Raw genomic sequence first — 13,613 nt, forward strand, 5'->3', positions numbered from 1 at the left:
CGTAACGCGTTGAACCTTGGGCTTAAACCTTTTGCTCGTTGCTTATGCCATGGGGCACGTGACCGGTGGCGACCACCTCGCGGGCCAACTCGCAGTGACCGGCCTGATCGTCGAAAAACACATCGGCGGCGAAGGCTTCGAGAAACGCCGATTTGGTCAGGCCGCCCAGAAACAGCGACTCGTCCAAACGAATGTCCCATTCGCGCAAGGTGCGGATCACCCGCTCATGGGCCGGCGCCGATCGCGCAGTCACCAGCGCCGTACGGATCGGACAGGCGTCATCGGGAAACTCACGTTGCAACAGATTGAGGGCCGCGAGGAAGCCCTTGAACGGCCCACCGCGCAACGGCTCGCGGGCGGCTTCGCGCTCGCTGGCCTGAAACGCTTCCAGACCACCGGACTGATAGACGCGTTCCGATTCGTCGGAAAACAGCACCGCGTCACCATCGAAGGCAATGCGCAATTCATCACTGGCCGCACGGCTGGCGCCACCCGACAGAATGGTCGCCGCGGCGAACCCGGCATCCAGTGCACTGCGCACGTCTTCGGCATGCGTCGAGAGGAACAGGTCGCAGCCAAACGCCTTGAGGTACGGATAAGGACTGCGCCCGCCGACAAACGCCGCGCGGGAAATCGCCAAGCCATAGTGGTGGATCGAATTGAACACCCTCAGGCCGGTGTCGGCACTGTTGCGCGACACCAGGATCACCTCGACCCGGGCACGGCCGAGGCTGGCGTTGAGATTCAGAAGTTTCTGTACCAGCGGGAATGCATCGCCGGGCTCGAGAATTTCATCTTCGTGTTCGATCTGATATTGCCGATAGGCCTCGACACCACTCGAGAGATAGACCTTGTGGCTTTCGCTCAGGTCGAACAGCGCACGCGAAGAAATCGCCAGCACCAGTTTGTCGTCGATCGTTTTTGCCATGCCCATCTCCCCAAGGTTGATCGACTCAAGTGTTACGTCGATCGATAAAACTCAAACTGCGATACAAGGCTTCGATTCGCGGCAATTCGCATCCTGCCGCTTTGGCCGCCGCCAGGGGCCGGGCGTAAATCGCCTCCAGCTCCAGCGGTCGCTTGTGCAGAAAATCGTGGTACATGCTCGGCCAGTAGTCGGGCATTTTCTCGGTCACCATGAACAGATGGTCGGCATATCCAGCGGGTACGTCGTGACCGCAGACGATTGCGCCTTGAACCACTTCAGCCATCAGAGCCTTGATCAGCTCCCGACTGTCGGCATCGGCCATCAATGGCGTAGTGCTCGCCCCAAGCAGTACCGACAGACCGTTGTAAGGGATATTCCAGACCAGTTTTTGCCAGCGCGCCTGATGCAGGTTCGCCATGGCCTGGGAGTCGATGCCGGCGGCGCGGAACAGCCCGGCGCCCTCTTCGACAATCGCCATGCGTGCCTGCTCATCGGCTGCGGGTCCGCTGTGATAGCCAACATTCACCGCGCCGAGCGCCTGATGGGTGATGACACCTGGTCCGTCGCGATGGACGCAGATATAGCAGAGCCCACCGAGCACATGCAGCGAATCGGGGAGTAACGCGCGCAGACAGTCTTCGACATCCAGGCCGTTTTGCAGCAACAACACGTTGGCATTCGGTGCCGCCGCTTGAACGATGGCCGGTGCCAGATCCGCGTTGCTGGTGGTTTTGGCGCCGACCAGCAACCAGTCGCAGGGCGGCATGTCTTCGGCCGTCGAATAGGCCTGAACCGGATTCAACGTCAGCGCGCCGTGTACCGCACTGTCGAGTTGCAATCCGTGCTCGGCAACGGCCGAAAACTCACTGCGCAATAGAAAATGCACATCGAAACCGGCACGCGCCAGCATCAACCCGTAGAACCCGCCGATCGCGCCGGTGCCGATAATACCAATTGTCGGTTTGGTCACTGCCCCCATCATGGCAACTCCTCTGCAATTCGACTCAACGCATGACCTACGGCCTCATTGAGCTCGGTGCGGGTCAGGCGCGATTTTAGTGCCCCGTAGAATTCACCTTCGCGCACCACAAACAGCGACGGCAAGTAAAAGACCTGATAACGCTCGACCACGCCACCATTGTTCCCCGCATCAATCCAGCACAGTCGATCAACGTTCAGATCGAGTCGTGGCAACTGCTCACGGGCAAAACGGCAACTGGCGCAGCCGACACTGGTGAAAATAACCAGCGACACACCGCTCATCGCCAGCAGCCGTTGGTCGGCGTCGAAATCAGTCAGTTCCAATTCGACCACTATACTGGGGGAAACAATGTCAGATGGCCGACACATGGAGTCCGTGTTCATGGGACGTTTTATTCCTCACCCTGACGATGTGCCCGTCGAATTAACGTTGCTCAAACCTGAGTGTATTTCGCGGGACCAGCTGCACACTATCAGCCTCGGGGGCATGGCTTGCAATTATCACCGGGCATGGCGCCACGGTACGGCGCTGGAAGTGCGCATGCCTACCTTAAACCCCGACTTGCGTTTTCTGGGCTATGTGGCTTGGTGCCTGCGACGCAAGCGCGGCTATCTGGTAGGCATTGCCTTTGTTGATGAGCAGATGATGTTCAGTGCCCGAATGGGCGAGCAGGTGTGCCAGATCGAACGTTACTGTCGCCTGCATGACGCGCACGACGATCTGCAGGAAACTCAAGCCCTGGCCCTCGAATGGGTCCAGGAGCACGCCGATGAGTTCTCTCAGGACACGGTTCGCAAGGCATTTGCACAGGCTGTGCTGGATTAAACCGGTGTCTGCCCATTGTCGAGCAGGCGCGTAACGCGCTAAGGTTCGGCTCCCCGACGCGCTTAATTTGCTGTGCTCCGCCGCGCGGGTTCGCTGGCGGCCGGCACCCGTGACCTGACGAGTAAACGATGGCTGATTTACCGATCAACGACCTAAACGTCGCCTCCAACGAGACACTGATCACTCCCGATCAGCTCAAGCGTGATATCCCACTGAGCGAGGCTGCTCTGCGCACCGTCACCAAGGGACGCGAAGTCATTCGCAACATTCTTGATGGCACCGACCACCGCCTCTTTGTTGTCATCGGGCCTTGCTCGATCCACGACATCAAGGCGGCCCATGAATACGCCGAACGCCTGAAGGCGCTTGCGGCCGAAGTGTCCGATACCCTGTATCTGGTCATGCGCGTGTATTTCGAGAAGCCACGCACTACCGTCGGCTGGAAAGGTTTGATCAACGATCCGTACCTGGACGACTCCTTCAAGATTCAGGACGGTCTGCACATCGGCCGAAAGTTGTTGCTGGACCTGGCCGAGATGGGCCTACCGACCGCGACCGAAGCCCTCGACCCGATCTCCCCGCAGTACTTGCAGGACTTGATCAGCTGGTCGGCCATCGGTGCGCGCACCACTGAATCCCAGACTCACCGTGAAATGGCTTCCGGCCTGTCCTCGGCGGTCGGCTTCAAGAACGGCACCGACGGCGGTCTGACCGTAGCGATCAACGCGCTGCAATCGGTTTCCAGCCCGCACCGTTTCCTCGGTATCAACCAGGAAGGTGGCGTGTCGATCGTCACCACCAAGGGCAATGCCTACGGCCACGTGGTGCTACGGGGTGGCAACGGCAAACCGAACTACGATTCGGTTAGCGTCGCACTGTGCGAGCAAGCGCTGAACAAGGCGAAGATCAAGCCGAACATCATGGTCGATTGCAGCCACGCCAACTCCAACAAGGATCCGGCCCTGCAACCGCTGGTGATGGAGAACGTCGCCAACCAGATCCTCGAAGGCAACCAGTCGATCATCGGCCTGATGGTCGAAAGTCATCTGAACTGGGGTTGCCAGTCGATTCCGAAAGACCTCGCCGACCTGCAATACGGCGTGTCGATCACCGATGCCTGCATCGACTGGTCCGCCACCGAAAACACCTTGCGCAGCATGCATGCCAAGCTCAAGGATGTGCTGCCAAAACGTGATCGCACCTGATCACCGTTTTTCGCGCACAAAAAAAACGCGGGGCTTAACCCGGCGTTTTTTTATGTGTACGGTTTACTGGCTCAGCTTGGCCGCATGCCGCTGGTGACGCTCCATGTAGCGCTCCACGTAGGAACACGATGGAATGACGGTGTAGCCCATTTCCTCAGCGTACTCCAGCGCCTTCTCGGTCAACGCTGCCGCAATGCCGCGACCACGCAGTGCGTTGGGCACGAAGGTGCGATAGATATCCAGGGTCTGTTTCCCCAGGTCCATATAGGTCAGGTAGGCACGATGACCGTCCACATTGGTCTCGAACTGATGACCAGCCTGGTCATGGTGGATGGACAACGCCTCGCTCATCACTACTCCTCGCGGGTCTGGAATTCTGACCCCTACCTTACCGATGTTTTTCCGGCGAAGAAACATCTACGCCACCCCGTGCCTGCATGGACACCGAGAAGAGCTGCACCTATCTCGCGCAACCGAGCACGTATCAAATAGTAGGCACCATTGGCAGAAATGCTCAAGGTACGCTCGTCATCACGCGGGTTGGCGGTGCTGCTCCGTAATACGCAGAGATGGCTCGACCGAATATCTCTGAAGGTCGATAGCCTGAACATTGCCGGATGTTGAGACTTAAGACGAGCGCCCTTTGTTAAAGTCACCTGAACATGGAGAAAGATATGAGAGGCACCACGCAAAATCCGAACAAAAGTGTAGACGAATCCATCTAGACAGACTTTAGCCGAGACTCGGAAAAGAGCTGTGAGCGCGCGAAACTTTTTTCGGCGCCTCGCTCAGCTCGGGCCTCCCAGCTGGATATTTTTTAAACAATGCAGTTAAAAGTTGCTCGAAAAAGAATCAACGCCTACAATTTTTTTTGCTTCTTGCCATACGTCAGTTTACTTACGACAAGTAATGGGTAGTATGTACGCCGGCTATTTCCTCACTCTGAGGAGACAGCTACTTAATAGAAAGTCCTTGAAGGGGAACACGATGAACAACGTTCTGAAATTCTCTGCTCTGGCTCTGGCCGCAGTTCTGGCTACCGGTTGCAGCAGCGTATCGAAAGAAACCGAAGCACGTCTGACAGCTACTGAAGACGCAGCTGCTCGCTCCCAGGCTCGTGCAGACGAAGCTTACCGTAAAGCTGATGAAGCTCTGGCTGCTGCTCAAAAAGCACAACAGACTGCTGACGAAGCTAACGAGCGTGCTCTGCGCATGCTGGACAAAGCTAGCCGCAAGTAATAATCCTTCGGGATTGTTATCAAGCCGACCCATTTTTTGGGTCGGCTTTTTTATTGCCCGGTGTTTTGTGCAGGCCATAAAAAACCCGCCGACGCAGTCAGCGTCGGCGGGTTCTGTTCAAGCATTACTGCAGCGGGTCGATCGGTGCACTCGTCACCATCGGCGCGGAAGCATTATTCGGCACTCCGATTTCCACCGGCAGGCCATCTTCAGCGGCAACCACATCGCGCACCACATCCCAGTTCATCCGCAGGTTGTTGGTGATGTCCTCACGCTTGAGCATCGCATTGATCACCGCGGTGTGCTTGTCGACCACAGAGGGGTTGCCCTTGTCGTCCAGCGGTGTGTGCGCTTCCAGATACACCTTGCCGCCACTGATGCCGAATTTGTACGGATCGCTGAGAATGCGTACCGACGTGCCGACCGGCACCATGCCCGCCATCTCCAGCACGTTGTTGTTGAACATGCGGAAGCAACCGTGGCTGGTGCGCATGCCGATGCCGAACTTCTTGTTCGAACCGTGGATCAGGTAGCCCGGAGTGCCCAGCGTGAACTTGAACGGCCCCAACGGGTTGTCTGGACCGGCCGGCACCACGTTCGGCAGCGGATCGCCGTCAGCGGCGTGCTCGGCCTTGATCGACGCTGGAGGGGTCCAGGTCGGGTTCGGCGTCTTGGCGATGATGCTGGTATGGGCAATCGGCGAGCCCCAGCCTTCACGGCCAATACCCAGCGGGAAGGTGTACACCACGTTCCGGCCTTTCGGGAAGTAATAGAGACGGTACTCGGCCAGGTTGATGACGATACCTTCACGCGGACCCGGCGGCAGGATGAAGCGCGTCGGCAGCACCACTTCGGTGCCAGCGCCCGGCAACCATGGATCGACGCCTGGGTTGGCCGCGACCATTTCCGAATAGCCCAAATCGTAGGTGGTGCCAAGGTCGGCGAAGGTGTCTTCGTACTTGGCCTTGATCACCTGGACCTGACCGATGATGTCTTCACCGGGTGGTGGCAGGGGCAGCTCCAATGCTGCTACGGGACCCGCCACACAGAGGGCGGCGAGAGACAGGCAGCGGGTGACGGCAGAAAAGCGCGGCAACATCCGGAAAATCCTTCGCATGATCGACAAGGGTATAAAACGGGATTGTACACCGGCGTCTGGAAAATCGGGGAGTTGACCGATAGCAAGCAATGTATCGGGCTCTATAGCTCGAAACGCAGCTCTGGCCAGATCGGCGATGTGCCGCGTTTTTGCGATTCCAGAATGGCCCGGCACAGCGAGCACAGGCGCTGGTCCTGGAACACTCGGCGGTCGACGCCCGACCAGCGCGGTTGTGCTGGCAGCAGGCTGCCGCATAAGGTCCGGTCCGCCGAGCCGCCCAGCTCCAGCTGACGGGTCACCAGATGTACCCGCACTTCCTGGCAGGCGAACAGATCCAGCTGGTCGTCAGGCTCGATCAGTTGGTAAGCAAAAAGGGACCAGGCAGGACGTGGCATCGGGGGCTCCAAATCGGGGGCGCCACCTTAGCCGAAACACCGCCACTAGAAAAGCGTCAAAGCAGCGGTTTCAGTGTCGGCCAGACATTTTCCAGCAACTTGTCCTGAGCCCCGACAGCCGGATGCAAGCCGTCGGCTTGCATCAAGTCCGGATGACCGCCCACGCCGTCGAGAAAAAACGGCACCAACGGGATCTTTTTCTCGTTGGCCAGCGTGCTGTAGACCTTCGCGAAGGCCTCGGTGTAACGAACGCCATAATTAGGTGGCAATTGCATGCCGAGCAGCAGCACCTTGGCGCCACTGGCGCGGGAGCTATCGATCATCGCCGCAAGGTTTTGTTGCAATTGCGTTGGCAGCAACCCGCGCAGGCCATCGTTGCCGCCCAACTCGAGGATTACCAACTCAGGCTTATGCGCTGCAAGCAGCGCGGGCAGGCGCGCCTGGCCTCCGGCACTGGTGTCGCCGCTGATGGACGCGTTGACCACCTTATCGTCGAAACCTTCACGCTTGAGCCGTTGCTCGAGCAGGGAGACCCATCCCAACCGGGTATCCAGCCCGAAACCCGCGCTGATACTATCGCCAACGATCAGGACTGTACCCGCCGCTGCGTTCTGGGCCATGCACATCAAGGCCAAGCCAGCACTCAAAAACCACACACGCATCGGATTCTCCATGGGCGCAAGTATTCTCACCGCGAAGAACCTCAGCAAAGTGGTTCCCAGCGCGGAAGGTGAACTGACTATCCTGCACGAACTCAGCCTGGAACTGAACAAGGGCGACAGCCTGGCCATTGTCGGCGCCTCCGGTTCCGGCAAATCCACCCTCCTCGGCCTGCTCGCCGGCCTCGATCTGCCGAGCAGCGGCGACGTCACCCTCGCAGGGCAAGCCCTGAGCAATCTCGACGAAGACCAGCGCGCGCGCATCCGGGCCGAGCATGTCGGTTTTGTGTTCCAGTCCTTTCAGCTGCTCGACAGTCTCAACGCCCTGGAAAACGTCATGCTGCCGCTGGAACTCGACGGCCGCAAAGACGCCCGTGAACGCGCCACCGAGCTGCTGCAACGGGTCGGCCTGGGCCAGCGTCTGACCCATTCGCCACGCCAACTTTCGGGTGGTGAACAGCAGCGCGTGGCGATTGCCCGTGCGTTTGCCGCCGAACCCGATGTGCTGTTTGCCGATGAACCCACCGGCAACCTCGACAGCCACACCGGCGAGCGCATCAGCGATCTGCTGTTCGAACTCAACCAGGAACGCGGCACAACCCTGGTGCTGGTAACCCACGACGAACGCCTGGCACATCGCTGCCGGCGCCTGATCCGCCTTGAAGCCGGCCTGCTGGTCGCCCCTCTGGAGCCTTGATGGCACGCCTGCCGCTGTTGCGCCTGTTCAGTCTTGCCATCCGCCAACTGCTGCGCGACGCCCGCGCCGGCGAGTTGCGCGTGTTGTTTTTCGCCTTGCTGGTCGCCGTCGCCGCGAGTACCGCCATCGGTTACTTCGGTGCCCGCCTGAACGGCGCCATGATGCTGCGCGCCACCGAATTTCTGGGCGCTGACCTTCTGCTGGAAGGCAGTTCGCCGGCACGCCCCGAACAGATCAAAAGCGGCACGGAGCTGGGCCTCGAACACGCTCAAGTGGTGGAGTTCTCCAGCGTCATTGCCACTGACAACGGCATTCAGCTGTCCAGTATTAAAGCCGCCGATGAGGTCTACCCACTGCGCGGTGAACTGAAAAGTGCCCCGGCGCCCTTCGCCCCGGAAGAGCCTGGCGGCGGACCGAAACCCGGTGAAGCCTGGGTCGAAGCGCGACTGCTGACCGCGCTGGATTTGAAGATCGGTGACAGCATCGATGTCGGCATGCGAACCCTGAAGTTGGCGCGAGTGCTGACCTACGAACCGGACCGCGCCGGCAACTTCTACAGCCTCACGCCGCGAGTGCTGATCAACCTCAGCGACCTCGCGGCGACGGGTGTGGTTCAACCCGGCAGCCGGGTCAGTTACCGCGAACTCTGGCGCGGTAAAGCCGAGACGTTGGAAACCTATCGTCAATTGATCAAACCCGGCCTCGCCGCCAACCAGCGTTTGCAGGATGCCCGCGATGGCAACCGACAGATTGGCGGCGCCTTGGGCAAGGCCGAGCGCTACTTGAATATGGCCAGTCTGGTCGCGGTACTGCTGTCCGGTGTGGCAGTGGCGCTGTCGGCGACGCGCTTCGCCACCCGCCGATTCGATGCCAGTGCATTACTGCGTTGTCTGGGGCTGTCCCGGCGGGAAACCATGGTGCTGTTCAGTTTGCAGCTGACGGTGCTCGGACTGCTCGCCAGTATCAGCGGCGCCCTCATCGGCTGGTTCGCGCAGTTGGGTCTGTTCGCGCTGTTGCATGATTTATTGCCGACCGACGTTCCACCGGGCGGTCTGTTTCCAGCCATTGCTGGGATCGGCACCGGGCTGGTGGCGCTGGCCGGTTTTGCCTTGCCTCCACTGGCTGCACTGGGTCGCGTTCCGCCATTGCGGGTATTACGTCGGGACATGTTGCCGATTCCTTCCAGCACCTGGATGGTTTACGGCGCGGCATTGGGCGCCCTTGGGTTGATCATGTGGCGTCTGAGCCTGGACCTGGTATTGACCTTCGCCCTGCTCGGTGGCGGTGTGATCGCGGCGTTGGTACTGGGCGGTTTGCTGTTGCTGCTTTTGAAGAGTCTGCGCCGAATGCTGGCGCGCGCCTCTTTGCCATGGCGCCTGGGACTGGGCCAATTGCTGCGTCATCCGCTGGCGGCAGCGGGACAATCCCTGGCGTTCGGTTTGATTCTGCTGTCCATGGCGCTGATCGCATTGCTGCGCGGTGAATTGCTGGACACCTGGCAGAATCAGTTGCCGAAAAACGCGCCTAACTATTTCGCGTTGAACATCCTGCCGGCGGACAAACAGGCGTTTACCGATCGCCTGTTCGAACTGTCGGCGCAATCCGCGCCGCTCTACCCGGTGGTACCGGGGCGGCTGATCAGCATCAACGGCGAGCCGGTGCAGGAAATCGTCAGCAAGGATTCGGCCGGTGATCGAGCGATCCAGCGCGACCTGAGCCTGACGTGGGCGGCGGATTTGCCGGCGGGCAACAAACTCACGGCGGGCAACTGGTGGGCTGAACAGGCGCCGGATGAGGTTCCCGGGGTGTCGGTCGAAGGCAAGGTCGCCGAGAGCCTGAAACTCAAGCTCGGCGATCACATGGTTTTTACCGTGGGCGGCGTTAACCGCGAAGCGAAAGTCACCAGCCTGCGAGAGATCAACTGGGACAACTTCCAGCCTAACTTCTTCATGATCTTCCAGCCCGGCACGCTGAAGGATTTGCCGGCGACCTACCTGACCAGTTTTTATCTGGCGACGGGTCATGATCAGCAGATCGTGGATCTGTCGCGGGCCTTCCCGGCGGTGACCATTCTGCAAGTCGAAGCCTTGCTCGAACAGCTGCGCAGCATCCTCGCCCAAGTCACCCTGGCGGTGGAATACGTGCTGTTGTTCGTTTTGGCGGCGGGGATGGCGGTGTTGTTTTCAGGCTTGCAGGCGACGCTCGATGAACGCATTCGCCAAGGTGCATTGTTGCGAGCGCTGGGGGCCGAGCGGCAATTGCTGGTCAAGGCCCGGCGGATCGAGTTCGGTTTGCTTGGGGCGGTCAGCGGATTGTTGGCAGCGCTGGGCTCGGAACTGGTGAGCCTGGTGCTCTACCGCTACGCCTTCGACCTGCCCTGGCATCCGCATCCGTGGTTGTTGGTACTGCCGTTGATCGGCGCCGTGCTGATCGGTGGTGCCGGTGTATTCGGCACTCGTCGGGCCTTGAACGCCAGCCCACTGACAGTCCTGCGCGAGGGTTGATAGACTCAAACACTCTCGTTCACAAGAACCCAACCACAAGAAGTTGCCATGAGCCGTTATCGCCCTCCCCGCACCGCTGGCACCGCGCTGATCACCCCCGAAGGTGAAGCGCGGATGCGGGCCGAGTTTCATGAGCTCTGGCATGTTCGGCGGCCGCAGGTCACACAATCGGTCAGCGAGGCCGCTGCACAGGGCGATCGCTCGGAAAACGCCGAATACACCTACGGCAAAAAGATGCTGCGCGAGATCGACAGCCGCGTGCGCTTTCTCACTAAACGGCTGGAAGCGCTCAAGGTCGTCAGTGAGAAGCCCAGCGATCCGAACAAGGTCTATTTCGGCGCCTGGGTGACGATCGAAGACGAGGACGGCAAAGAGTCGCGCTATCGCATCGTCGGGCCGGATGAACTGGACCTGAAACAAGGCCTGATCAGTATCGACTCACCGCTGGCTCGCGCCCTGATCGGCAAGGCGCTGGACGCGGAAGTTCGGGTCCAGACACCGACCGGCGAGCAGTGCGTGTATATCGTGGCGATCGACTATCTTTGAGCCGCAGCGCTCTAAGCGTCAACGGCGGGTAATCAGCCCCTGCCGGGCCACGCGAGTCAGTTGTTTGATCACTTCGGGGGCATCCTCGAAGCTGGGCGATTGAATCACCGCCAGATCGAAACTGTCGCTGGCAAATCGAGCCAGCGATTCACCGTCTTCGACAAACTGGATGAGGAAGGCAGCAGGCCCACCGGTGCGACGGGGCCAGCCATCGAGATAACGCAAGAGTGTCGGCTGATGTTTGCCGCCAAGCAGTATTTTTGGATTGCGCTGGGTGAGATGTGCCGTGATCGGCGCGGGGCGTACAACGGGGCTTAATGCATTCATCGTGTCGTGTCTCTGCCTCAAAAGTCTGCATGGCAGGTGAGAGGCAACACCGAACCAGCGCTTTAGCGGTATTTCGAAGCCTGAATCAAGCTTCTATCGGCAACTGAATGAGTCACCTGGCGCCCCGCAAGTAGCTGTTTAAATCGGCGCATGGGCAGCATCCTAGAGAAGCTGACCGGACAGTGTCAAGAATGACGCACAACAAAAAAGGCCCGCAATGCGAGCCTTTTCGTTGAGCCAGAGCGGTTAGCCGGCGATGGCGCGGTCAACCGAGAGCTTGCCGGCGCCTTCGATCAGCACCGCGATGCTGCCGCCGAGCAGGGCCAGGGCGAATTCATAACCGTTGTTAGCCATGAACAGACCGTTATGGATGTGCACCGAGAAGATTGCCACCAGCGAGAGGAAGGTCAGGCCGAGCGCTGCCGGGCGAACCAACAAGCCGATGATCAAGGCCAGTCCGGCGAAGAACTCGGTACCACCCGCCAGCGTTGCCATCAGGTAGCCCGGCGCCAGACCGATGCTTTCCATGTACTGTGCGGTTCCGGCCAGACCGTAACCACCGAACGCCCCGAAGAGTTTCTGCGAGCCGTGGGCAGCGAAGACGATGCCGACGAACATCCGCAGAACGGTCAGGCCGTAGCCAGCGCGGGTAAACAGTACCTTGTTGATCAGTGAGCTCATGCTGTGTCATCCATTGTCAGTGTGTGTTGGTTGGCCGCTATATTAATCAGTAAATCTCATGTTAAAAGCGCAATAAATTCGCCATTACAATCAGTTTGTTCGATCATTTACGTGAGGCAACTTTTTGTCCCTCGGGCTCCAACGTCTCCCGCTCCCGATCGAACGCCAGGTAATACTTGTTCACGCTATTAACATAGCTGACAGCCCCCATTCCCACCTGCTCCATGGCGATGCGTTCGACCTGGAAGAACCACTGATTGGGATTCAAACCGCGCCGACGAGCCTCGGCGCGCATGCCCTGCACCCGCTCCGGCCCCATGTTGTAGGCCGCCAGCACGAACGCCATGCGCTCGCGCTCGTTGAGTTTGGGGCTGGCAAAGAACTTGCGGCGGATCAACGCCAGGTACTTGGCCCCGGCCTGCACATTGGCGTCGAGATTCTGAATGTTGTTGACCCCCACCCGCTCGGCTGCGGAAGGGGTGATCTGCATCAGGCCGGTAGGGCCGCTGCCACTGCGGGCATTGGGTTGCAGGGCCGATTCCTTGAACGCCAGCGCCGCCAGGTTCAGCCAGTCCATGCCTTGGGCTTCGGCATGCTTTTGCAGCACCGGTCGAAGTTTTTCGAGGCGCTGCCGATCAGCCTTGGCCAATGGATAATGCACTTGATACAGGCGTCGATAGATCCGCAGGAACGCTGCATCCTGATCCGATGGCTTTTTGTAACCGGGCAGGAAACGATCAATGCTCGCCCGCAACATTGAGGCGTCGCGGCGCACGAACCAGAACTCTTCGCCCGGTTCACTGATGAGCACCTGCCGATCGAAACGCAACTTGGGCAGGATCTTGCCCCAGCGCTCGGCAATGGGTTGTTCGACGATAGTCAGGTGAAAGATTCCGCCCTGGACCATCTCCAGCACATCCTCGACTGCCAGACTGGGATCGACCCACTCGATTTTGACCGGTGGCAGCTTGTGCAGCGCGAGCTTTTGATTGATCTGACTGACCGCGTCTCCGGCGGCACTGCCGGTCGGCAACGCCAGTGTTTTGCCCGAGAGTTGTTCGACACGGGTGTAACGTCGCTCGCCTTTGATTCCCACCAGGACCAACGGTATGTTGCTGGCAATTGGCTCACTGGTGCTGACCGCGTGGCCCGGTTGCAGGTCGAGCAACTCCCCCGGTGCGACAAGATCACCCTCGCCGCGCTGCAAAGCGCCAATCAGTTGATCCTTGGCTTTGGGAATGATCTTGAGGGTAATTTCCTGACCGTCACGGGCGTGACCGTTGAGGTATTGCTCGAAGGCGCGCAAACGGTGGTATTCAACACCGATGGCCTGGCCCTGAACTTCGCCGGAGCTGTTACGGCTCTGGTTGACCAACACCCGCAGCACACGACTGCTGCGGATTTCCGCCAAGTCGCGCACTTTGCTCGAAGGCACGGCTTGCAGCGGCCCGGCCAGACGCGCAACCGCCGGCATCGGCAGCAGCAACGAACAACACAGCAGTAGCAACACCGAGGGACGTGTCATC

Annotated in this window: 16 protein-coding genes; 6 read left to right on the forward strand and 10 right to left on the reverse strand. The window is 59.6% G+C overall.

The window, feature by feature from the left end; translation table 11 throughout:
* Positions 1–22 precede the first annotated feature (22 nt).
* Genes ACYZT0_RS16010 through ACYZT0_RS16020 form a run of 3 tightly spaced genes read right to left on the reverse strand, consistent with a single transcriptional unit; the run spans position 23 to position 2,293 of the window.
* Complete coding sequence (locus ACYZT0_RS16010) at positions 23–928, reverse strand: 5'-nucleotidase (RefSeq protein ID WP_462042069.1); 906 nt, start codon at positions 926–928, stop codon at positions 23–25.
* 25 nt (positions 929–953) lie between these two features.
* Positions 954–1,910: a putative 2-dehydropantoate 2-reductase gene (locus ACYZT0_RS16015; protein ID WP_462042070.1), complete on the reverse strand. Its 957-nt coding sequence runs from the start codon at positions 1,908–1,910 to the stop codon at positions 954–956.
* Complete coding sequence (locus ACYZT0_RS16020) at positions 1,907–2,293, reverse strand: YbbN family protein (RefSeq protein ID WP_462042071.1); 387 nt, start codon at positions 2,291–2,293, stop codon at positions 1,907–1,909. The genes ACYZT0_RS16015 and ACYZT0_RS16020 overlap by 4 nt, the downstream gene beginning before the upstream one ends.
* Here ACYZT0_RS16020 and ACYZT0_RS16025 point away from each other — a divergent pair.
* Positions 2,292–2,735, forward strand: coding sequence for a PilZ domain-containing protein (locus ACYZT0_RS16025; RefSeq protein ID WP_462042072.1), 444 nt, complete (start codon positions 2,292–2,294; stop codon positions 2,733–2,735). The genes ACYZT0_RS16020 and ACYZT0_RS16025 overlap by 2 nt on opposite strands.
* Positions 2,736–2,863: 128 nt before the next feature.
* Positions 2,864–3,940, forward strand: coding sequence for a 3-deoxy-7-phosphoheptulonate synthase (locus ACYZT0_RS16030; RefSeq protein ID WP_462042073.1), 1,077 nt, complete (start codon positions 2,864–2,866; stop codon positions 3,938–3,940).
* Between the two features lie 63 nt (positions 3,941–4,003).
* Here the strand turns inward: ACYZT0_RS16030 and ACYZT0_RS16035 are convergent, their stop codons facing one another.
* Positions 4,004–4,291 carry a GNAT family N-acetyltransferase gene (locus ACYZT0_RS16035; RefSeq protein ID WP_008057026.1) on the reverse strand — a complete coding sequence of 96 codons (288 nt, stop codon included), beginning with the start codon at positions 4,289–4,291 and terminating at the stop codon, positions 4,004–4,006.
* Positions 4,292–4,927: 636 nt separating this feature from the next.
* On the opposite strand from ACYZT0_RS16035, the gene oprI reads away from it, so the two are divergent.
* Positions 4,928–5,179: an outer membrane lipoprotei OprI gene (gene oprI / locus ACYZT0_RS16040; protein WP_002553018.1), complete on the forward strand. Its 252-nt coding sequence runs from the start codon at positions 4,928–4,930 to the stop codon at positions 5,177–5,179.
* Between the two features lie 124 nt (positions 5,180–5,303).
* On the opposite strand, the gene ACYZT0_RS16045 is transcribed toward oprI, so the two are convergent.
* The 3 genes from ACYZT0_RS16045 to ACYZT0_RS16055 form a co-directional block, all read right to left on the reverse strand.
* Positions 5,304–6,278, reverse strand: a complete 975-nt coding sequence (locus ACYZT0_RS16045; protein ID WP_462042074.1) for a L,D-transpeptidase family protein — start codon at positions 6,276–6,278, stop codon at positions 5,304–5,306.
* A 101-nt stretch (positions 6,279–6,379) separates the two neighbouring features.
* Positions 6,380–6,673, reverse strand: coding sequence for a hypothetical protein (locus ACYZT0_RS16050; protein WP_462042075.1), 294 nt, complete (start codon positions 6,671–6,673; stop codon positions 6,380–6,382).
* 56 nt (positions 6,674–6,729) lie between these two features.
* Positions 6,730–7,335, reverse strand: a complete 606-nt coding sequence (locus ACYZT0_RS16055; RefSeq protein WP_462042076.1) for an arylesterase — start codon at positions 7,333–7,335, stop codon at positions 6,730–6,732.
* Positions 7,336–7,345: 10 nt separating this feature from the next.
* Here ACYZT0_RS16055 and ACYZT0_RS16060 point away from each other — a divergent pair, with 10 nt between their 5' ends.
* From ACYZT0_RS16060 to greB, 3 genes are read left to right on the forward strand one after another with little or no spacing between them, the layout of a single operon-like run.
* Positions 7,346–8,029, forward strand: a complete 684-nt coding sequence (locus ACYZT0_RS16060) for an ABC transporter ATP-binding protein (RefSeq protein WP_033057202.1) — start codon at positions 7,346–7,348, stop codon at positions 8,027–8,029.
* On the forward strand, positions 8,029–10,533 hold the full coding sequence (locus tag ACYZT0_RS16065) for an ABC transporter permease (protein ID WP_462042077.1): 2,505 nt from the start codon (positions 8,029–8,031) through the stop codon (positions 10,531–10,533). Before ACYZT0_RS16060 ends, ACYZT0_RS16065 begins: the two co-directional genes overlap by 1 nt.
* Positions 10,534–10,581: 48 nt before the next feature.
* Positions 10,582–11,079 (forward strand): transcription elongation factor GreB, encoded by a 498-nt coding sequence (gene greB, locus ACYZT0_RS16070; RefSeq protein WP_008148506.1) that lies wholly within the window; start codon positions 10,582–10,584, stop codon positions 11,077–11,079.
* A gap of 18 nt (positions 11,080–11,097) precedes the next feature.
* On the opposite strand, the gene ACYZT0_RS16075 is transcribed toward greB, so the two are convergent.
* The 3 genes from ACYZT0_RS16075 to ACYZT0_RS16085 all read right to left on the reverse strand — a co-directional run bounded on the left by ACYZT0_RS16075 (position 11,098) and on the right by ACYZT0_RS16085 (position 13,612).
* The gene (locus ACYZT0_RS16075) at positions 11,098–11,406 is read right to left on the reverse strand and encodes a class I SAM-dependent methyltransferase (protein ID WP_462042078.1); all 309 of its coding nucleotides are present in this window, start codon (positions 11,404–11,406) and stop codon (positions 11,098–11,100) included.
* A gap of 246 nt (positions 11,407–11,652) precedes the next feature.
* Positions 11,653–12,087, reverse strand: coding sequence for a DoxX family protein (locus tag ACYZT0_RS16080; RefSeq protein ID WP_462042079.1), 435 nt, complete (start codon positions 12,085–12,087; stop codon positions 11,653–11,655).
* A gap of 103 nt (positions 12,088–12,190) precedes the next feature.
* Positions 12,191–13,612 carry an MltF family protein gene (locus tag ACYZT0_RS16085; RefSeq protein ID WP_462042080.1) on the reverse strand — a complete coding sequence of 474 codons (1,422 nt, stop codon included), beginning with the start codon at positions 13,610–13,612 and terminating at the stop codon, positions 12,191–12,193.
* Position 13,613: the final 1 nt, after the last annotated feature.

Source organism: Pseudomonas sp. ZS1P83 (assembly GCF_054897825.1).

Bases quoted from the DNA above. Each gene is read 5' to 3' on its own strand.
- ACYZT0_RS16010 (WP_462042069.1), bottom strand. From the start codon at position 928: ATGGCAAAAACGATCGACGACAAACTGGTGCTGGCGATTTCTTCGCGT.
- ACYZT0_RS16075 (WP_462042078.1), bottom strand. From the start codon at position 11,406: ATGAATGCATTAAGCCCCGTTGTACGCCCCGCGCCGATCACGGCACAT.
- ACYZT0_RS16055 (WP_462042076.1), bottom strand. From the start codon at position 7,335: ATGCGTGTGTGGTTTTTGAGTGCTGGCTTGGCCTTGATGTGCATGGCC.
- ACYZT0_RS16060 (WP_033057202.1), top strand. From the start codon at position 7,346: ATGGGCGCAAGTATTCTCACCGCGAAGAACCTCAGCAAAGTGGTTCCC.
- oprI (WP_002553018.1), top strand. From the start codon at position 4,928: ATGAACAACGTTCTGAAATTCTCTGCTCTGGCTCTGGCCGCAGTTCTG.
- ACYZT0_RS16050 (WP_462042075.1), bottom strand. From the start codon at position 6,673: ATGCCACGTCCTGCCTGGTCCCTTTTTGCTTACCAACTGATCGAGCCT.
- ACYZT0_RS16065 (WP_462042077.1), top strand. From the start codon at position 8,029: ATGGCACGCCTGCCGCTGTTGCGCCTGTTCAGTCTTGCCATCCGCCAA.
- ACYZT0_RS16025 (WP_462042072.1), top strand. From the start codon at position 2,292: ATGGGACGTTTTATTCCTCACCCTGACGATGTGCCCGTCGAATTAACG.
- ACYZT0_RS16080 (WP_462042079.1), bottom strand. From the start codon at position 12,087: ATGAGCTCACTGATCAACAAGGTACTGTTTACCCGCGCTGGCTACGGC.
- ACYZT0_RS16020 (WP_462042071.1), bottom strand. From the start codon at position 2,293: ATGAACACGGACTCCATGTGTCGGCCATCTGACATTGTTTCCCCCAGT.
- ACYZT0_RS16035 (WP_008057026.1), bottom strand. From the start codon at position 4,291: ATGAGCGAGGCGTTGTCCATCCACCATGACCAGGCTGGTCATCAGTTC.
- ACYZT0_RS16015 (WP_462042070.1), bottom strand. From the start codon at position 1,910: ATGATGGGGGCAGTGACCAAACCGACAATTGGTATTATCGGCACCGGC.
- ACYZT0_RS16085 (WP_462042080.1), bottom strand. From the start codon at position 13,612: ATGACACGTCCCTCGGTGTTGCTACTGCTGTGTTGTTCGTTGCTGCTG.
- ACYZT0_RS16030 (WP_462042073.1), top strand. From the start codon at position 2,864: ATGGCTGATTTACCGATCAACGACCTAAACGTCGCCTCCAACGAGACA.
- greB (WP_008148506.1), top strand. From the start codon at position 10,582: ATGAGCCGTTATCGCCCTCCCCGCACCGCTGGCACCGCGCTGATCACC.
- ACYZT0_RS16045 (WP_462042074.1), bottom strand. From the start codon at position 6,278: ATGTTGCCGCGCTTTTCTGCCGTCACCCGCTGCCTGTCTCTCGCCGCC.